Origin of the sequence: Arthrobacter woluwensis (assembly GCF_900105345.1) — a bacterium.
Taxonomy (GTDB): domain Bacteria; phylum Actinomycetota; class Actinomycetes; order Actinomycetales; family Micrococcaceae; genus Arthrobacter_E; species Arthrobacter_E woluwensis.
In genome coordinates this window covers 223,024-240,346 of sequence record NZ_FNSN01000004.1, presented here as the reverse complement: position 1 = coordinate 240,346, position 17,323 = coordinate 223,024, and the positions used below count along the sequence as shown (strand labels likewise).

The following is a 17,323-nucleotide window of genomic DNA, read 5'->3' as shown; positions in this document are numbered from 1 at the left end:
ATCGCGAGCCGCAGCGAGGAACGAGCGCAGGCGAGTGTCTAAGCCGCGGGGGAACACGTCGGGCAGGCGGAGGAATAGGCTTAGGGCATGGCACACGTCAACGATCCCGCCGTCATCGAGAACCTCATCACCACGCAGGGCCGCTGGGCCGTGGTCGGGCTGAGCACCAACGAATGGCGCGCCGCCTATGACGTCTCCCTCACCGTGCGGGACCGCATGGGGATGGAGATCATTCCCATCAATCCCAAGGGCGAGGACGTTCACGGCGAGAAGGGCTACAAGCTGCTCTCCGAGGTGCCGGGCCAGGTGGACGTCGTGGAGTGCTTCGTGAACTCCGAACGCGTCGGCGCGGTGGTGGATCAGGCCATCGAGGCCGGCGCCAAGGCCGTCTGGATGCAGCTGGGCGTCGTGGACGAGGCCGCCGCCGAACGGGCCGAGGCCGCCGGGCTGGACGTCGTCATGAACGAGTGCCCTGACCGGGTGCTGCACCGCTGGGCCCAGGAGGGCCGGCGCCTGGACACGGACGGCTCCGCGACGGCCTGAGCGCCCCGCACACGCACACACGACGACGGCGGGTGGCCCCGGCGTCGTCGCCCCCGGTTGAGAGCCGCAGACGGCGGCCTGGCGAAGAGGAGCGGTCATGGACGCCCGTGAGCTGCGCGAGTTCTGCCTGGGGTTCCCCGGCGCCATCGAGGACTTCCCGTTCGACCCGGACACCTCGGTCTTCAAGGTCGCGTCCGAGGTGGAAGGCGCCCGGCATCCGGCGAAGATGTTCGCGCTGACCCGGCTGCGCGCCCTGCCGCTGTCCGTGAGCCTGAAATGCGATCCCGTGCTGGCACTGCAGCTGCGGGCGGGATACCCGCAGATCACCGGGGCCTGGCATCTGAACAAGAAGCACTGGAACGGTGTGCTCCTGGAGGGGCTGCCGGATGAGCTGCTGCGGAACATGATCGAGGACTCCTATGACCTCGTCGTGTCCGGGCTGAGCCGGCGCCAGCAGGAACAGCTGAGCTGGAAGGGCCTGATCGAGCGCGGCTGAGCGGGGCGTGTCCGGGCGGCTTTCCGGGCGCTCGATCCGATCCGGTCCGATCCGGTCCGGGCGACGGGCCGGGTGGTGGGCCGGGTGGTGGGGCCGGGCCGGGCAACAGGGACGCCCTGGCCGGACCCCACCACTGTCCCCAGGACGAGGTCCTGGGCACCGGGTGACCGCCTCCTAAAACAGTCACCCTGCCACCCGCGACGGGAATCCCCCGATTCCCGTCCACGGGCGCACCGCACGCGCCCCCGAGGGCTACCCCTGAGACCACCGTGCCGCGTACTGTGCAGGGTAGCGCCGGGTGCCGGGTCCACTCCCAAGTAGTGACTACCCGTTTCTCACCGGTGCGCGGGCTGACATCAGGCCGCGACCGGCCCGACACGGAGGGGCGGTCGGGGTCCGGACCCGTGGATCGCGCCGCTGAACTGCGGCGATCCTCGAGAGGTCCCGGGGCGGGAGGCGTTCTGAAACCTCACCGACCCCTGGCGGTTATGAAATCGCAATGAAAGAAGTTGATCAAAACTCCCGGGAAATATTGCGTTTCGCTCAAAGATGGTGTTGCATATCACACAGACGCGGGTCTGCTTGGATCCAGGTCACGCTGGTCGAAGTCGCAGATGACCCGCCCAGTTCCTTTGAGTCATCGGAAGGTAACGATATGAAAATGCAGAATCAGCCGTTCGCGCGGCGTGGATTCCTCCGGGGGGCGCTCGCCACGGCCGCGGTCATCCCCATGGGTGGCGCATTGGCTTCCTGCGCGTCCGGCGGTGACAGTGCCGCTCCGGCCGCCACCGGCAACGTCTCTGCAACGAACCCCTTCGGCCTGGCGGACAAGGCCACGGTCGACGCGGTGATCTTCAAGGGTGGCTACGGTGTGGACTACGTGGAGTTCGCCGCCAAGACCGCCGAGAAGAAGTTCGCCGGCAGCACCTTCAAGGTCGCAGCCTCCTCGGCCATCTCCGCCGAACTGCAGCCGCGTTTCGCCGGCGGCAACCCGCCGGACCTGATCGACAACTCCGGTGCTCAGTCCATCGGCATCTCCACCATCCTGGACCAGCTCGAGGACCTCAAGTCCGTGGTCGACGCCAACAACTACGAGGGCACCAAGATCTCCGACACCCTGTACGAGGGTGTGCTCGCTCCGGGCACCTTCGGTGACAAGGTCGCGGCGATCAACTACGTGCTCACCGTCTACGGCCTCTGGTACTCCGCCTCCCTCTTCAAGGACAACGGCTGGACCGTGCCGAAGACCTGGGACGAGGCGTTCGAACTCGGCGAGAAGGCCAAGGCCAAGGGCAAGTTCCTCTTCCTCTGGGGTAAGGAAGCCGCGACGTACTACCAGGAACTCGCGTTCGCCTCCGCCATCAAGGAGGGCGGCCAGGACGTCCGCCTGAACATCGAGAACCTGAAGCCGGACGCCTGGAAGCAGGACGCCATCATGAAGGTGTTCAAAGCGCTCGAGAAGCACATCAAGGCCGGGCACTTCAAGCCGGGTGGCTCGGGCACGCAGTTCACCGCGGCCCAGGCCCAGTGGTCCAACGCGCAGGAGGCCCTGCTCTACCCGTCCGGGTCCTGGATCGAGAACGAGATGAAGGACCAGACCAAGGCGGACTTCCAGATGACCGGCACCCCGGTGCCGACCGTCACCTCCGGGTCCAAGCTGCCGTTCGAGGCGCTGCACTCCGGCGCGGGCGAGCCCTTCATCGTGCCGTCCCAGGGCAAGAGCGTGGCCGGCGGCAAGGAACTGCTGCGTGCCATGCTCTCCAAGGAAGCGGCCACGAACTTCGCCAAGACCAAGCTTTCGCCGACCATCGTCAAGGGCACAGTTCCCGCCGACGGCTTCGGCTCGACGGCGCTGGTCTCCCAGACGAAGATGCTCGACGCCGCCGGCAAGAACGTCTTCAACTGGCAGGTCTTCGACCTCTACGGGACCAACAAGGACCAGCTGGTCGTGTGGAACGCCTTCCTGGACGGCAAGAGCTCCGCGGAGGAGCTGGCCGATGCACTGCAGAAGATCTCGGACAAGGTCGCTGCCGATTCGTCCATCAAGAAGGTTGAAATCAAGTGACCCTGCCTGTTCCGGGCACCACCACGGGCGGCGGCCTCCCGGCCGCCGCCCCGCGGCGGCGGAAGCCGCTCACCTGGGACAAGGTCAGCTTCATGCTGGTGTTCCTTGGCGTTCCCCTGGTGATCTACGGGCTTTTCGTGGTGTGGCCATTCCTCCAAGCGTTCTTCTACAGCCTGACCGACTGGTCCGGTTTCTCCCCGAAATACAACTTCGTCGGACTCGCGAACTACATCAAGATCTTCCAGGACGATCTGTTCCTGAAGGCACTGGGCAACAACATCCTGCTGCTGATCGTGGTTCCCCTCGTGACGATCGTCCTCTCCCTGGCTCTCGCCGTCGTCGTCACCGTGGGCGGCAGCAGCAAAGGCCAGGTCAAGGGCCTGAAGGGCTCCAGCTTCTACCGCGTGGTCTCCTTCTTCCCGTACACCATCCCCGCGATCGCCATCGGCATCATGTGGGGACAGATCTACGACCCGAGCGGCGGCCTGCTGAACGGCCTGCTCCGGGCGTTCGGATTGCAGAACTTCAAAGACTTCGCCTGGCTGGGCAACTCGAACACCGCGATGTTCGCTTCCATGTTCGTCATCATCTGGGGCTTCGTGGGCTTCTACATGGTGCTCTTCATCGCCGGCATCAAGGGCATCCCCGCCGAACTGTATGAGGCGGCGCGCATCGACGGCGCTGGGCGCTTCCGCACCGCGGTGAGCCTGACCATCCCGATGATCCGCGACAACATCCAGACCGCCTACGTCTACCTGGGCATCCTCGCCCTCGACGCCTTCGTCTACATGGCGGCCCTCTTCCCGAACGCCGGTGGCCCGGAGAACACCACGCTGGTCATGTCCCAGCAGCTGTTCTTCACCGCGTTCCAGCGTGGCCAGTTCGGCACCGCGACCGCCATGGGTGTGGTCATGGCCGTGGCGACGCTCATCTTCTCAGGACTCGTCTTCCTGGTGAACCGGCTGACCGGTGGTAAGGATCAGGAACTCGTATGAGCATTCTCAACAAGACGAAGGCTCCCGAAGGACACGTGGAGCGCAAGGCCGAGTCGACGACGAGTGACCGTGTGGTGGCCGGAAGCAGCCACGTGGTGCTGATCCTGTGGTCCGCCATCGTCGTCCTGCCGCTGCTCTGGACGTTCATGTCCTCTTTCAAGACCTCCGCGGAGATCTTCGCCTCGCCGTTCGCGCTGCCGAGTGTGTGGCGCTTCGACAACTACACCCGGGCGTGGACCGAGGCCGGCATCGGCCAGGCCTTCGGCAACTCGCTCATGCTGGTGGGTGCGTCCCTGGTGCTCGTGATGCTCCTGGGCGCCATGTCGGCCTATGTCCTGGCGCGCTTCAGGTTCTGGGGCAACCGCTTCATCTACATCCTGCTGCTGGCGGGCAACACCTTCCCGGTCTTCCTGGCCATGGTGCCCCTGTTCAAGATGCTCGAGCGGATGCACCTGCTGAACACCCTGTTCGGCCTGATCCTGACCTACGTGGGCTTCGCGCTGGCCTTCACGGTATTCTTCCTGCACAGCTTCTTCAAGAATCTGCCGGGAGAGATCGCGGAAGCCGCGGCGATCGACGGCGCGGGCGAGTGGAGGACGTTCTTCCAGATCATGCTGCCGATGGCCAAGCCGGGCCTCGCGTCCGTGGCGATCTTCAACTTCCTCGGTCTGTGGAACCAGTTCCTCATCCCGGTGACGATCAACGCCGCCGGCCCGAAGGTGCTCTCGCAGTCCCTGGCCGCCTTCGCGCAGCAGATGGGTTACGCCGTCGACTTCGGCGCACTGTTCGCCGCGGTCACCATCACGGTGATCCCCGTCCTGGTGGTCTACATCATCTTCCAGCGTCAGCTGCAGGGTTCGGTGTCCCAGGGCACGTCCCGCTAGACCCCGGCCGCCAGACGCTGAAGGCCCCCGCGCTTCGCCCCACAGCGAGGAACGGGGGCCTTCGCGTACCCTCTTCGCCTTGCCCGCCTCACCCTCCCCGCCCTCCCATCGACTGCTCCATAGGATGCCGTTCCGGGCCGGATTTCCCCTGAAATGACATCCTATGGAGCAGTCGATCGGGGGTGTGGATAACCCGACGCACCATCGCCAGGTTCGGTGTTTGATATGGTCCATGACCATCAAGCGGCCGGCTCCCACTTCGGAACCGATGAGACCCTTCAGGACCGGGTCTGCGGAAGGGGCCGGATTCTCGACCAGGGTGCTCCATCGCCTGGGCGCGCAGCAGCTGGGCAAGGGGGTCTGGTCGTGGTCCCTGGCGGACATCAATGGGGTTCCAGACGGACTGAGCGGCACAGCCCTGGCGCGGTGGATCGCTCCGTTCCTGGAGACCAACTACGGCGTGGCCGCTTCCCTCTGGACCGCTGCGAGACTCTGGGAGCTGCCTGTCTGGGATCGGGGGGATCGCCGGATGCACGTGATCCGGCCCGACTCTGCCGCGGATCTCACACGGCCCTTCGTCGAAGCCCATCGCGCCAGACTCCTTCCCGGGGAGGTGTGCTGGTTCGGGGGCGTACCCGTCACCACCCCGGCCCGGACGTGGCTCGATCTCGCCGCTGTCGTCACCCTGGATGAGCTCGTGGTGGTGGGGGATGCCTGCGTCCGGATCCCGCGTTCCGAGTTCGAGCCCCGGAAGGGGACGCATGCCACACCAGGGGAACTCCGTGCCGTCGTCCGCGGGCATCGAGGCAAACGGGGGATCAGCTCCGCGCGGACGGCCCTGGAGCTCGTCCGAGTGGGCGCCGACTCGCCTCAGGAGACGCTGCTGCGGCTCGCCTTCGAGCGAGCCGGGTTCCCAGAGCCTCTGCTCAATCCTCGAGTGGCGGTTCCCGGGACGGGCGAGGAGTTCCAGCCCGATCTCGCCTTCCCCGAGCACAGGATCGGCGTGGAGTACGACGGCGAGCACCACAGCGCGGCAGCGCAGGTCGGGCGAGACATCCGGAGAGCGGAGAAGTACGCGCGGGCAGGATGGCTGGAGGTGAGGCTCTCGAAGGAGCACACCGTCGACGATCACCGTCTTGCGATCCGGAAGGTCAGAGACGCCCTGATCTCCAGAGGTTGGCGGAAGGCCGCTTAAACGACGATCGACTGCTCCATAGGATGCCGGAATCCGCCGGAAAGGGCGGAAAACGACATCCTATGGAGCAGTCGATCGAGGGGGAGAGGAGGGTCAGCCGAAGTACTTCGGGAGGGTCCCCTCGTGGGCTTCGCGGAGGGCGTCGAGCGGGAGCGTGTCCACGCCGTTGATCTCCAGGGCGCCGGAGGCGGAGTCCACCACACCGATGCGGGCGTGGGCGAAACCGCGGGCCGTGCACATGTCGTTGAAGCGGACTTCCTCGCTCCGCGGCACGGACACGATGGCCCGGGCCTGGGACTCGGAGAACAGCAGCGTGAACAGGTCCACGCCATCGCGTTCCGCGACCTCGTCCAGGCCGATGCGGGCGCCGACGTTGTAGCGCAGTGCCGACTCCACGAGAGCCGCGGCGAGGCCGCCCTCGGAGAGGTCGTGCGCGGCGTCGATCATGCCGTCACGGGAGGCGTTGATCAGGATCTCACCCAGCGTGCGCTCAGCGGCGAGGTCCACGCGAGGCGGCAGACCGCCCAGGTGACCGCGCAGCTTGGACCACTCGGAGCCGTCCAGTTCGGCCGCCGTCGTGCCCAGAAGGTAGATGGCCTGGCCATCCTCACGCCAGCCGGACGGGGTGCGGCGTGCGACGTCGTCGAGCTTGCCGAGCACCGCGACCACGGGGGACGGGTGGATCGGAGTGGTGCCGGTCTGGTTGTACAGGGAGACGTTGCCGCCCGTGACCGGGACACCCAGTTCCATGCAGGCGTCCGAGAGGCCGCGGATGGCCTCGGCCAGTTGCCACATGACATCCGGGTCCTCGGGGGAGCCGAAGTTCAGGCAGTCGGAGACCGCCATCGGCACGGCGCCGCCGGTGGCCACGTTGCGGTAGGCCTCGGCCAGTGCCAGCTGGGCGCCCTGGTACGGGTCCAAGTAGGTGTAGCGGCCGTTGGCGTCGGTGGAGAGCGCGACGCCGAGGCCGGTCTCCTCGTCCACGCGGATCACGCCGGCGTCGTCCGGGAAGGCCAGAGCGGTGTTGCCGCCCACGTAGCGGTCGTACTGCTTGGTGATCCAGGACTTGTCGCACATGTTCGGCGACGCGACCAGCTCGGTCACGGCCGCGGCGAGCTCGCCGGAGGTGGCCGGGCGGCCGGCGTCCTGCACGGACCCGGTGAAGGTGTCCGCCTGCAGAGCGTCCTGCCACGACGGGCGGGCGTAGGGGCGGTCGTAGACGGGACCGTCGTGCGCGACCGTCTTCGGGTCCACATCCACGATCACTTCGCCGTCCCAGGTGATGATGAGGCGGCCGGTGTCGGTGACCTCACCGAGCCAGGAATACTCCACGGCCCACTTGTCCATGACGGCTTCGAACGCCGCGACGTTCTCCGGCGTCACGACGGCCATCATGCGCTCCTGGGACTCGGACATGAGGATCTCGCCCGGCGTCAGGGTGGGGTCGCGCAGCAGGACGCTGGTCAGCTCGACCTGCATGCCGCCGTCGCCGTTGGAGGCCAGCTCCGAGGTGGCGCAGGAGATGCCCGCGGCGCCCAGGTCCTGGATGCCCTCCACGAGGGAGTGCTTGAACAGCTCGAGGCAGCACTCGATGAGGACCTTCTCGGCGAAGGGGTCGCCCACCTGGACGGCGGGGCGCTTCGAGGGCTTGGTGTCGTCGAAGGACTCCGAGGCCAGCACGGACGCGCCGCCGATGCCGTCGCCACCGGTGCGGGCGCCGAACAGCACGACCTTGTTGCCCTTGCCGGAGGCGTTCGCCAGGCGGATGTCCTCGTGGCGCATGACGCCCACGGCGAGGGCGTTCACCAGCGGGTTGCCCTGGTAGACGGCGTCGAAGACCATCTCGCCGCCGATGTTCGGCAGACCGAGCGAGTTGCCGTAACCACCGATACCGGCCACGGCGCCGTGCATGACGCGCGCGGTGTCCGGGTGGTCGATCTCGCCGAAACGGAGCGGGTCCATGACGGCGACCGGACGGGCGCCCATCGAGATGATGTCACGCACGATGCCGCCGATGCCGGTCGCGGCGCCCTGGTACGGCTCCACGAACGACGGCGAGTTGTGCGACTCGATCTTGAAGGTCACGGCCCAGCCGTCACCCAGGTTGGTGACGCCGGCGTTCTCGCCGATGCCGACCAGCATGTCCTTCTTCATCTCCTCGGTGACCTTCTGGCCGAACTGGCGCAGGTGGTTCTTGGAGGACTTGTAGGAGCAGTGCTCGCTCCACATGACGGAGTACATGGCCAGCTCGGCGCCGGTGGGGCGGCGGCCCAGGAGCTTGACGATCTCCTCGAACTCGTTCTGCTTCAGGCCCAGCTCGGCCCACGGCAGTTCGACCTCGGGGGTGCCCGCCGCATTCGCGACGGTGTCGATGTTGAACTTGGCGGTGGTTTCCTGGGTCATCACTTTCCTCCCACGATCTGGGTCAGCACGGAGGTGAAGAAGCCGAGGCCGTCCACCGAGTGGCCGCCGTCCTGCTCCGGGCCGAAACCGGCCTCCACGGCGTGCTCCGGGTGCGGCATGAGGCCCACCACGTTGCCGGCGGCGTTGGAGATGCCGGCGATGTCACGGCGCGAGCCGTTCGGGTTGAAGCCGACGTAGCGGAACACCACGCGGCCCTCCGCCTCGAGCGCGTCGAGCGTCTTCTCGTCCGCGATGTACTGGCCGTCCTGGTTCTTCAGCGGAACCGTGATCTCCTGGCCCTGCGTGTAATCCGCGGTCCAGGCGGTGTTCGCGTTCTCCACGCGGAGCACCTGGTCACGGCAGATGAACTTCAGGTGGTCGTTCTTGATCATGGAGCCCGGCAGCAGGTGGGACTCGGTCAGGATCTGGAAGCCGTTGCAGATGCCGAGGACCGACAGCTTGGCGTCCGAGTTCGCGGCGTCCACGATCTTTCCCATGAGGGGCGCGAAACGTGCGATGGCCCCGGCGCGCAGGTAGTCGCCGTAGGAGAAGCCGCCGGGGATCACCACGGCGTCGACATCCGCGAGTTCAGTGTCGGCGTGCCAGAGCGGCACGGCCTCGGCGCCGGCGAGGCGGACGGCACGTGCGGCGTCGCGGTCATCCAGCGTTCCGGGGAAGGTCACGACGCCGATCCGGGCGCCGGCGAGAGGGGTGATGGCCGCGGCGGCGACCTCACCGATCAGGGGGATCTCGGTCATGATCAGGCCTCGACGACCTGGATGTTGACCACGTCTTCGATCACGGGGTTGGAGAGCAGGGTCTCGGCGGCGTCACGGGCCTTGGCCAGGATCTCGTCCGTCACCTCACCCTCGACCTCGAGCTCAAAGCGCTTCCCCTGGCGGACCGACACGAAATCGGTGAAGCCGAGGCGGGGCAGCGCGCCCACGATGGCCTTGCCCTGCGGGTCAAGGATTTCGGGCTTGGGCATGACGTCGACGACGATCCGGGGCATCCGGCAACTCCTGTGTGCGTGCGTGCGTTGAACCTGGGCCGGGTGTCGCCCCAGGCCAGGGCCGTCACGGAAGTGTTGCCGTCTCACGCGCTTCCCGCTTCCACGCATGGGCTCCCGGAAGGAGATGAGAGGCGGGGAAAACGGTGGCAGCGACGCTCCGCGAGCTTGCACCTCCCATTCTACCGGTTGCGCCCAGGCCTTCGCGCCGTGTTTAGGCTATGTGGATGAGCGCCCGGAAGAGCCCCGCACCTGGTCCCTGCCCCTGCCTGAGCGGGGAGTCGTACGACGCCTGCTGCGGGCGCTTCCACACGGGGGAGGCCTGGGCCCCGACCGCTGAGGCGCTCATGCGGAGCCGGTACAGCGCTTTCGCCGTGCTGGACGAGGACTACCTGCTCGCCACCTGGCATCCGGACACCCGGCCGGAGGACCTGGAACTGGACGAGGACCTCCGCTGGCTCAGACTCGACATCACCGCCACCACCGCGGGCGGCCCCTTCGACACCGAGGGGACCGTCACCTTCCGCGCCCACTACCGCGCCCCGGCGGACGACGACGGTGCGGGGGCGCCGTCGTCGCGCACCGTGCGCGGGGTGCAGGAAGAAGTGAGCCGCTTCGTGCGGGAGGGCGGGCGCTGGTACTACGTCGATGCGGCTGGATGAGGGCCGACGCCGTGGTGCGATGAGCGTGTTCTGAGGCTGACCTGGGCCCATTAGCGAAAACACACATACGCAATTCCGCCGGGTCAAACCGCGGCGGACGGTCGTACCGTGGAAGAAGCGGGGACCCCCGCCGCGAGGAACCAGCAGGAGGAATGATGAGCACTCACGTCACCGAAGTGTCCGCTTGCAGTGTGGATGCCTGTTCGTTCAACCACGACGGTTGCACGGCCTATGGCATCACGATCGGCGGCAGCGACCACCACGCCCAATGCGCCACCTTCATCGACACGAGCTCCCTCGGCGGGCTGCCCAAGGTCCTGGCGCACGTCGGCGCGTGCCAGCGCAGCGAGTGCCGGCACAACGACCACCTCATGTGCGGCGCGCACGACGTGAAGATCGGTCCCGGGGCGGAGCGCGCGGACTGCCTCACGTATGACCCGGCCGGCTGATAACGCAACTCGAAACGCAACTGATAACAAACTGTGAAATAACCCTGTCACAACTGGGTGCTGCTTCATTAGGGTAAGAGTCAACCTGAGTGTGAGCCGCGTAACAACGCGGCCGATCGGGCATGACCCCTCCGGTCAAGGGACTGGAGGACCTTCGTGAAAGGTTCACGCACCCATGAGAAGAACAGGGAAGGGCCTCCTGCGCGGCAGGGCGCTCACCAAGGCCCTCGCGGCCGGCGTCAGCATCCCCGTGCTCCTGAGCACGGCCGTCATGACGCCCGCCCAGGCTGCACCCACCGTGGTGCCCGGGCAGAGCAGCATCCAGCAGTTCCAGGCCGGCCGCTACATCGTGGTCCTCGCCGAGAAGCCTGCCGCAAGCTACGACGGCGGGACCCCGGGCCTCGCGCCCACCAAGCCGGAGGCGGGCCGCAAGCTGGACGCCGGAAACCAGAACGTCCAGCGGTACCGTCAGCACCTCCAGTCGGTCCAGAAGCAGGTCGCCGGCCAGGAGGGCGTGGCCATCAAGCGCAGCTTCTCCACGGCCCTGAACGCGTTCTCCGCTCAGCTCAGTGCCGAGCAGGCGAGCAAGCTCGCCAAGGACCCGAAGGTTCTGGCCGTGGCCCCGGACCGGCAGTACGCCCCGGACTACTCCAGCACGGACTACCTCAAGCTTCCTGGCAAGACCGGCCTCTGGCAGCAGCAGCTGGGCGGGGTCAAGAACGCGGGCAAGGGTGTTGTCGTCGGCGTGATCGACTCCGGATACACCCCGTCGAGCCCGTTCTTCGCCGGTGACGAGGTCAAGCCTCTCCAGGGCGCCCCGAAGGTCGGCGTCCCGTACCGCAACGAGGACGGCAAGATCGCCATGCTCAAGTCGGACGGCGACACGTTCGTCGGCGACTGCCAGGCAGGCGACGGCTTCGAAGGGACCGAGTGCAACTCCAAGGTGCTCTCCGCCCGCTACTTCGCCGATGACTTCCTCAACACCGTCCCGCCGGAGCACCGCGCACCGGAAGAGCTGATCTCCCCGGTCGACGTCGGAAGCCACGGCACCCACACCGCAAGCACCGCGGCCGGCAACTCCGACGTCCGCGCCAATCTGGGCGACCGGGACATGGGCATCACGAGCGGTGTCGCCCCGGCGGCCAAGCTCTCCATCTACAAGGTCTGCTGGGAGGACGACGACCCGGACACGGGCGGTTGCTACTCCTCCGCCTCCGTGGCCGCCATCGACCAGGCCATCCTGGATGGCGTCGACGTCCTGAACTACTCCATCTCCGGCAGTGCCACGAGCACCACCGACCCGGTGTCCCTGGCCTTCCTCTCCGCCGTCTCGGCCGGCATCTTCGTCTCGGTCTCGGCCGGCAACAGCGGCCCGACCGCGAGCACCGTCAACCACGGCGCCCCGTGGCTGACCACCGTCGCGGCCAGCTCCTTCACGAGCGAACTGCAGGGCACGGTCGAGTTCGAGGACGGCACCAAGTTCCGCGGGGCCAGCCTCATGGCCAAGGAGGTCCCGTACAGCAACCTGGTCCTCTCCGGGAACGCCGCGTCCGGCAAGGGCGACGCGAACCTGTGCGCCCCGGACAGCCTCGACCCCGCCAAGGTGAGCGGCAAGATCGTGGTGTGTGACCGTGGCGTGGTGGATCGCGTCGCCAAGAGCGCCGAGGTCAAGCGTGCCGGCGGCGTCGGCATGGTCCTGGTGAACCTGAGCGCCTCCAGCGAGGACGTGGACATGCACGCCGTGCCCACGGTCCACGTCAACCCGCCGGCCACGCAGCAGATCAAGGACAAGGTCACCGCGAACCCGGCCATCAAGGCCCGGCTGGTCAACCATGACACCACCGGTCTCCCGGCGGAGCCCCAGCCGCAGGTCGCGGGCTTCTCCTCCCGTGGTCCGCTGCTGGCCTCCGGCTCCGATCTGCTGAAGCCCGACGTCGCCGCCCCCGGTGTCGCCGTCCTGGCCGGTGTGTCTCCGATCGCGGAGCACGGCGCGCTGTTCGGCATGATGTCCGGCACCTCGATGGCCTCCCCGCACATCGCGGGCTTCGGCGCCCTGGCTCTCTCCAAGAACCCGCAGTGGTCGCCCGCCACCATCAAGTCGGCGCTCATGACCACCGCGACGGATCTGAAGAAGGCCGACGGCAGCAAGGACAAGGACCTTTTCGCCACGGGCGCCGGTCAGGTCAACCCCGCCGGGTTCCTGAACCCCGGACTCGTGTACGACGCGGGTCAGGACGACTACCTGCGGTACATCCAGGGTCTGGGCTTCGACCTCGGCATCCCGGGTCTCGGTTCCACCAAGACCCGTGACATGAACGTCCCGTCCTTCGCCCTCGGCAATCTGACGGGCCGTATCGAGGTCACCCGCACGCTCACCGCGCTGACCCCCGGCCTCTACCGCGCCGTGGTCAACGTCCCGGGCGTGAACGTCAAGGTCACCCCGTCGGTGCTGAACTTCAACGCCGCCGGTCAGAAGAAGACCTTCAAGGTCAGCTTCGAGAACGCGGGCGCTTCGCTGGGCCAGTTCGCGATGGGCCAGCTGAGCTGGCAGGGCGCGGGCAAGAGCGTGACGTCGCCGATCGCGGTCCGTCCGCAGTCGGCCGTGGCGGCCACCAACCTGTCCTTCACCACCGCCAAGGGTACGGACAAGGCCACTTTCCCGGTGACCTCCGGCAGCGACCGTCCGACCAAGCTGACCCTGGACGGCCTGTCCAAGGCGGATGCCACGGAGATCCAGCTGGTCCCCGGCCCGGCCGGTGACAAGCCGGACGCCTCCAACGCATCCAAGACCGTGACGGTTCCGGCCGGCACGCCGTTCGCCCGTTTCGCGGTGGCGTCCTCGCAGGACAACGCCGACTTCGACCTGGTGGTCCTGGGCCCGAACGGCAAGGTCTACACGGCGGCCACGGCCTCCGCGAGCGAGTCCGTCTCCCTGACGAACCCCGAGCCCGGTCAGTACACCCTGCTGGCCAACCTCTACGCGAGCCCGGGCAACCAGCCCGTCAAGGCGAGCCTGGAGGCCTCGGTGCTCGGAGCCTCCGTGGGCAACGCCACGGTGACGCCGAACCCGCTCGTGCTCAAGAACGGCAAGACGGCCGACGTCACGCTCGCGTGGAAGGGTCTGACTCCGGGCTCCTACATCGGGCGCGTCAGCTACTCCGGTTCCTCGGTGCAGACCTTCGTGAACGTCGTGGTGACGGGCGCCGGAACCTCGGTGGCGGCTCCCGCCGCGGAGAGCCCGGATGCCGGGGTCCGCGCCAAGGCGGAGCAGGAACTGCAGAAGCGTCCCGACCTGAATCAGGAGGACGCTCCGGCGGCCGGCTGATCCCGACCGCTGAGTGACGCGGAAGGGCCGGTGGGACATGTCCCGCCGGCCCTTCCGGCGTTTCCGGAGGTCACGCCGGATTCGCTGCATCTCCCTGGATGCGCTGCGTCGCCGTGGGAGCGTCGCCCGGCGATGCCGCCTATCAGGCCTCCGAACCGCCCAGCAACGGCGCCAAGGCATCCCAGCGGGCGGTCTCCCGCGAATCGGAGCGGCTGAACCGGCGGTCCACCGGCCGGCCCTCCAAGGTGCCCGTGACGTGCGCACGCTGCTCCCCGCCGAAGACCGGCCGGGCCTCGGAGACTGCCGCCCCCTGGCGCGGCAGGGCGGGGAGGAGCAGCCGTTCGCCGTGGCGCACGACGGCGTCGTACGCGGCGTGCGGGTCCGGCACCGTCGACGCGGGGCCGGGACCGTCCGGCCCGCCGACCAGGCGGAAGGTCACCTCGGGCGCGCCGGCGGCGGGCGCGAGGGTGACGGTCAAATCCATGGAGGTCATCGCGTCTCCTGAGGGGTCGAAGGAACGGTGCGGTCCAGTTGTTCCAGGAAGCGGGCGCGGAGCCCTTGGGTCTCCTCGGCGAAACCCCGCTGCCGGGCGACGTACTCTGCTTTACCCTCGGGGGTCTCGATCCGGATCGGGTCGTAGCCCCAGGCGGCGAGGTCGTACGGGGAGGCCTGCATGTCCATGGCGCGGATCCGGTAGGAGAGCTCGAAACAGTCCATGACGAACTCGCTCGGCAGCAGGGGAGTGAGCTTGTAGGCCCACTTGTAGACGTCCATGTTGGCGTGCAGGCAACCGGGCTGTTCCAGGTCCCGCTGGGTCTCACGGGTGGGCTGGAGCTCATTCAGCGGGGTGGCGTCCGGTGTGTAGAAGCGGAAGGCGTCGAAGTGGCTGCACCGGATGCGGTGGTTCTCGACCACCTGGTCCGTCGCCTCGCCGCCGAGCCGGAGCCCGAGGTACTCGTGGCGCAGCTCGAACTTCTCCTGCCGGTACACCATGGCCCATTCGTGGAGGCCGAAACAACCGAACTGCGCCGGGCGGGCCAGCGTGCCGCCCAGGATGATGCGGGCGAAGCCGACGGCCTCGCGCCGGTCCGTCAGGAAACCCTCGACGTCCACGGTGACCGCCACCGCCCCGGGCGAGAGGCCGAGAGCGTCGAGTTCCTCCGGGGTCAGTGCCCGGTAATGCTTCCAGGTCTGGCGCTCGCGGGCGTGCGGGCCGAGCAGGACGGTGCCCGCACCGGGATGCCAGCGGCGCAGCTGCCCGGGCTTGTGGGTGTAATACGTGAAGAGGAAATCGTCCACGGGGTGTTTGCGGCCCGTGTGGCGGCGCTCCAGGAAGGGAACCGCGTACCGGTCCACGCGGGCGGCATGAGCCTCGGCGTGGGGAAGCCACTCGTCCTCGCTCAGGACTCGGATGGTGGCGGGGGCTGCGGTGGACACGTCTCCATTATCCCGCGTCGTCGCATGGGCGCAGACGAACGACGCCGGCCGAACCCCTCAGACGTTCGCCCCTGCTTCGCCGAGCAGGGGTCCGAGGGCTGTCCACTGGTTGATCCTGCAGCCGTCTGACCTGCTCAGGGAGAGATCCACCGTCTTGCCGCGGACGGTGCCCTTGATGGTGGCCGTCGCGGGACCGCCGTACTGCTCGGTGCACGCCTGGGCGGTGTTCTTCGTCGCGGGGAACAGATAGGCCGGATGGGCTTCGACGAGGGCGCACGCTTCGTCCGCGATCGGGACGGTGGAATCGGGTTTCGCCGTCTTGCCCGAGCACAGCAGACGGGTCTCCGTCGCTTTCGCGCCGGGCTTCGCGACGACGGAGATGGTCAGGTCGGCCGTGACGGAGGCGTCGGGAGCCGGACGGTCGTTCGTGGCCGGGGGAGTCGTGGGCAGCTGACTCGGTGAGGGACTGGAGGAGGCGCCCGTGGAGCCGATGGCGCCCGGCGTCGTCGGGTTCGGGGACGGGCTGCCGGAGGGCGTGCAGGACGCCAGGGCCAGAGCGGTGGCGACGGCGGCCAGGCCCCTCAGCGTGGTCCGCAGGCCGGAAGGATTCCTGGATGAGAGGTGCTGGGCCATGGCGTCTCCTTGCTCCGGATCGATGATCCCAGTGTAGGCACGCGGGGCCCGGCGGGTCAGTCCTCCGCGGTGGCCGCTTCGATGAGGTTGTGCATGGCCTTGTTCAGCACCATGACCTCCTCGCGCGTGAGCTTGAGCCGGCGCATCATGGCGGGCGGGACGGCGCGGGCCTTCTCCTTGAGTGCGAGGCCCTCCGTGGTCAGTTCGACGTCGAGCGCGCGGGCGTCCTGGGCGTTCGGGGTGCGCCGGACGTAGCCCATGTCCTCCAGCCGTCGCAGCAAGGGCGAGATGGTGGCGGGCTCGTGCAGGAGCTGCGCGCTGACCTCTTTGACGCTCAGCGGATTGTGGTCCCAGAGGGCCAGCATCACCAGGTACTGCGGGTGGGTCAGGCCGAGGGGTTCCAGCACTGGGCGGTACGCCTGGACGACCGTCCGAGAAGCGACCGTGAGTGCGAAACACAGCTGGTTCTCGAGTGAGAGGTCTGTGTCTGCATTCGAATCCACGGGTCCATCCTATCGTCCGGGTTGTCAAGACCCTGTCGAGAGGGCCAAGGAGCGAGATTAGTTAGTGTACTAAATAACTTGCTATGCTGAAGGAGTCGAGGATGCCCTGAACCGAGGGAGAGAGATGAGCGACCAGACCTTCACCCAGCGCTTCATGCGGGCCACCGGGAAATTCCGGGCGGTCTTCGGGCCGGCGAACCGCAGTGCGCTGGACCACGAGATGACCGAGGAGAACAAGGTCCTCCTGGCCCAGCGTCAGGCCGAGACCCTCCAGTGGGAGACGATGACCCGGCCGGACGGCAGCACGTACGTCGTCTCCAGGAACCCGGACGACCACTCGCTCCGCTGAGCCTCCAAGGCCGGAGGGATCTCCTGATTCATCGGCTCTTTTCCCTCCCCGCGGACTTAAAATCGTCCTAAGCGCTCCGGGTGGAGAGGCCGCCCGGCGTGAGCAGGGAGGTGGCTGGCATGACCACGATGACCGAGAAGTTCATGCACCTGACGGAGAACGCCGCGAAGCTGTTCGGTTCGGCGTCCCGGGGCGACGCGGCCGCGCCGGTGGTCCATCGGCACGACGATTTCGAGAAGGCCTCGGAAGAGGATCTCAGCCATTTCGAGATCGAGACGGATTCGCAGGGCCATCATTACGCGACGCGGAAGCCCGGCCCGCAGGCGCCCCACCGCTGAGGTGAGACAGCAGGCGGTTGAACACGACGACGACGGC

18 protein-coding genes are annotated in these 17,323 nt (G+C 67.6%); 11 read left to right on the top strand and 7 right to left on the bottom strand.

Annotated features, from left to right (window positions below; translation table 11 throughout):
- The first annotated feature begins 87 nt into the window (after nt 1-87).
- The 6 genes from BLV63_RS16705 (at nt 88) to BLV63_RS16680 (ending at nt 6,178) form a co-directional block, all read left to right on the top strand.
- Nucleotides 88-543, top strand: coding sequence for a CoA-binding protein (locus BLV63_RS16705; RefSeq protein WP_066214712.1), 456 nt, complete (start codon nt 88-90; stop codon nt 541-543).
- Between the two features lie 97 nt (nt 544-640).
- Nucleotides 641-1,039, top strand: coding sequence for an MmcQ/YjbR family DNA-binding protein (locus BLV63_RS16700; RefSeq protein WP_066214714.1), 399 nt, complete (start codon nt 641-643; stop codon nt 1,037-1,039).
- Between the two features lie 655 nt (nt 1,040-1,694).
- Nucleotides 1,695-3,104: an N-acetylglucosamine/diacetylchitobiose ABC transporter substrate-binding protein gene (gene ngcE, locus BLV63_RS16695; protein WP_066214718.1), complete on the top strand. Its 1,410-nt coding sequence runs from the start codon at nt 1,695-1,697 to the stop codon at nt 3,102-3,104.
- A gap of 92 nt (nt 3,105-3,196) precedes the next feature.
- Nucleotides 3,197-4,099, top strand: a complete 903-nt coding sequence (locus BLV63_RS16690) for a carbohydrate ABC transporter permease (protein ID WP_082724198.1) — start codon at nt 3,197-3,199, stop codon at nt 4,097-4,099.
- Nucleotides 4,096-4,983, top strand: a complete 888-nt coding sequence (locus tag BLV63_RS16685; RefSeq protein ID WP_066214722.1) for a carbohydrate ABC transporter permease — start codon at nt 4,096-4,098, stop codon at nt 4,981-4,983. The genes BLV63_RS16690 and BLV63_RS16685 overlap by 4 nt, the downstream gene beginning before the upstream one ends.
- A gap of 319 nt (nt 4,984-5,302) precedes the next feature.
- On the top strand, nt 5,303-6,178 hold the full coding sequence (locus BLV63_RS16680; protein ID WP_254780619.1) for an endonuclease domain-containing protein: 876 nt from the start codon (nt 5,303-5,305) through the stop codon (nt 6,176-6,178).
- 93 nt (nt 6,179-6,271) lie between these two features.
- On the opposite strand, the gene purL is transcribed toward BLV63_RS16680, so the two are convergent.
- The 3 genes from purL to purS are packed head-to-tail and all read right to left on the bottom strand — an operon-like array spanning nt 6,272 to nt 9,593.
- Complete coding sequence (gene purL, locus BLV63_RS16675; protein WP_066214724.1) at nt 6,272-8,581, bottom strand: phosphoribosylformylglycinamidine synthase subunit PurL; 2,310 nt, start codon at nt 8,579-8,581, stop codon at nt 6,272-6,274.
- Nucleotides 8,581-9,339 carry a phosphoribosylformylglycinamidine synthase subunit PurQ gene (gene purQ / locus BLV63_RS16670; protein ID WP_066214726.1) on the bottom strand — a complete coding sequence of 253 codons (759 nt, stop codon included), beginning with the start codon at nt 9,337-9,339 and terminating at the stop codon, nt 8,581-8,583. The genes purL and purQ overlap by 1 nt, the downstream gene beginning before the upstream one ends.
- Before the next feature lie 2 nt (nt 9,340-9,341).
- Nucleotides 9,342-9,593, bottom strand: a complete 252-nt coding sequence (purS, locus tag BLV63_RS16665) for a phosphoribosylformylglycinamidine synthase subunit PurS (protein ID WP_066214728.1) — start codon at nt 9,591-9,593, stop codon at nt 9,342-9,344.
- A gap of 224 nt (nt 9,594-9,817) precedes the next feature.
- Between purS and BLV63_RS16660 the strand changes: the two genes are divergently transcribed.
- The 3 genes from BLV63_RS16660 to BLV63_RS16650 all read left to right on the top strand — a co-directional run bounded on the left by BLV63_RS16660 (nt 9,818) and on the right by BLV63_RS16650 (nt 14,026).
- Nucleotides 9,818-10,252: a YchJ family protein gene (locus BLV63_RS16660; protein WP_074784683.1), complete on the top strand. Its 435-nt coding sequence runs from the start codon at nt 9,818-9,820 to the stop codon at nt 10,250-10,252.
- 155 nt (nt 10,253-10,407) lie between these two features.
- Nucleotides 10,408-10,701: a DUF1540 domain-containing protein gene (locus BLV63_RS16655; protein WP_066215003.1), complete on the top strand. Its 294-nt coding sequence runs from the start codon at nt 10,408-10,410 to the stop codon at nt 10,699-10,701.
- 175 nt (nt 10,702-10,876) lie between these two features.
- Nucleotides 10,877-14,026, top strand: a complete 3,150-nt coding sequence (locus tag BLV63_RS16650) for a S8 family serine peptidase (RefSeq protein WP_082724178.1) — start codon at nt 10,877-10,879, stop codon at nt 14,024-14,026.
- Between the two features lie 142 nt (nt 14,027-14,168).
- Here the strand turns inward: BLV63_RS16650 and BLV63_RS16645 are convergent, their stop codons facing one another.
- From BLV63_RS16645 to BLV63_RS16630, 4 genes are all read right to left on the bottom strand, one after another.
- Nucleotides 14,169-14,519, bottom strand: coding sequence for a hypothetical protein (locus tag BLV63_RS16645; RefSeq protein ID WP_066214733.1), 351 nt, complete (start codon nt 14,517-14,519; stop codon nt 14,169-14,171).
- On the bottom strand, nt 14,516-15,439 hold the full coding sequence (locus BLV63_RS16640) for a 3-methyladenine DNA glycosylase (protein ID WP_373277854.1): 924 nt from the start codon (nt 15,437-15,439) through the stop codon (nt 14,516-14,518). The genes BLV63_RS16645 and BLV63_RS16640 overlap by 4 nt, the downstream gene beginning before the upstream one ends.
- An 81-nt stretch (nt 15,440-15,520) precedes the next feature.
- The gene (locus BLV63_RS16635) at nt 15,521-16,096 is read right to left on the bottom strand and encodes a hypothetical protein (protein ID WP_066214737.1); all 576 of its coding nucleotides are present in this window, start codon (nt 16,094-16,096) and stop codon (nt 15,521-15,523) included.
- A 56-nt stretch (nt 16,097-16,152) separates the two neighbouring features.
- Nucleotides 16,153-16,599, bottom strand: a complete 447-nt coding sequence (locus BLV63_RS16630) for a MarR family winged helix-turn-helix transcriptional regulator (RefSeq protein ID WP_066214740.1) — start codon at nt 16,597-16,599, stop codon at nt 16,153-16,155.
- Nucleotides 16,600-16,723: 124 nt separating this feature from the next.
- Here BLV63_RS16630 and BLV63_RS16625 point away from each other — a divergent pair, with 124 nt between their 5' ends.
- A complete protein-coding gene (locus BLV63_RS16625) occupies nt 16,724-16,948 on the top strand; it encodes a hypothetical protein (protein ID WP_066214742.1) in 225 nt (74 codons plus the stop codon).
- 119 nt (nt 16,949-17,067) lie between these two features.
- Nucleotides 17,068-17,286: a hypothetical protein gene (locus BLV63_RS16620; RefSeq protein ID WP_066214744.1), complete on the top strand. Its 219-nt coding sequence runs from the start codon at nt 17,068-17,070 to the stop codon at nt 17,284-17,286.
- Nucleotides 17,287-17,323 lie beyond the last annotated feature (37 nt).

Excerpts from the sequence above, each read along its gene's own strand:
- BLV63_RS16705 (WP_066214712.1), top strand. The coding sequence starts at position 88 with ATGGCACACGTCAACGATCCCGCCGTCATCGAGAACCTCATCACCACG.
- BLV63_RS16625 (WP_066214742.1), top strand. The coding sequence starts at position 16,724 with ATGAGCGACCAGACCTTCACCCAGCGCTTCATGCGGGCCACCGGGAAA.
- BLV63_RS16660 (WP_074784683.1), top strand. The coding sequence starts at position 9,818 with ATGAGCGCCCGGAAGAGCCCCGCACCTGGTCCCTGCCCCTGCCTGAGC.
- BLV63_RS16645 (WP_066214733.1), bottom strand. The coding sequence starts at position 14,519 with ATGACCTCCATGGATTTGACCGTCACCCTCGCGCCCGCCGCCGGCGCG.
- BLV63_RS16635 (WP_066214737.1), bottom strand. The coding sequence starts at position 16,096 with ATGGCCCAGCACCTCTCATCCAGGAATCCTTCCGGCCTGCGGACCACG.
- BLV63_RS16650 (WP_082724178.1), top strand. The coding sequence starts at position 10,877 with ATGAGAAGAACAGGGAAGGGCCTCCTGCGCGGCAGGGCGCTCACCAAG.
- BLV63_RS16655 (WP_066215003.1), top strand. The coding sequence starts at position 10,408 with ATGAGCACTCACGTCACCGAAGTGTCCGCTTGCAGTGTGGATGCCTGT.
- purL (WP_066214724.1), bottom strand. The coding sequence starts at position 8,581 with ATGACCCAGGAAACCACCGCCAAGTTCAACATCGACACCGTCGCGAAT.
- BLV63_RS16620 (WP_066214744.1), top strand. The coding sequence starts at position 17,068 with ATGACCACGATGACCGAGAAGTTCATGCACCTGACGGAGAACGCCGCG.
- purQ (WP_066214726.1), bottom strand. The coding sequence starts at position 9,339 with ATGACCGAGATCCCCCTGATCGGTGAGGTCGCCGCCGCGGCCATCACC.
- purS (WP_066214728.1), bottom strand. The coding sequence starts at position 9,593 with ATGCCCCGGATCGTCGTCGACGTCATGCCCAAGCCCGAAATCCTTGAC.
- BLV63_RS16700 (WP_066214714.1), top strand. The coding sequence starts at position 641 with ATGGACGCCCGTGAGCTGCGCGAGTTCTGCCTGGGGTTCCCCGGCGCC.
- BLV63_RS16685 (WP_066214722.1), top strand. The coding sequence starts at position 4,096 with ATGAGCATTCTCAACAAGACGAAGGCTCCCGAAGGACACGTGGAGCGC.
- ngcE (WP_066214718.1), top strand. The coding sequence starts at position 1,695 with ATGAAAATGCAGAATCAGCCGTTCGCGCGGCGTGGATTCCTCCGGGGG.
- BLV63_RS16690 (WP_082724198.1), top strand. The coding sequence starts at position 3,197 with ATGCTGGTGTTCCTTGGCGTTCCCCTGGTGATCTACGGGCTTTTCGTG.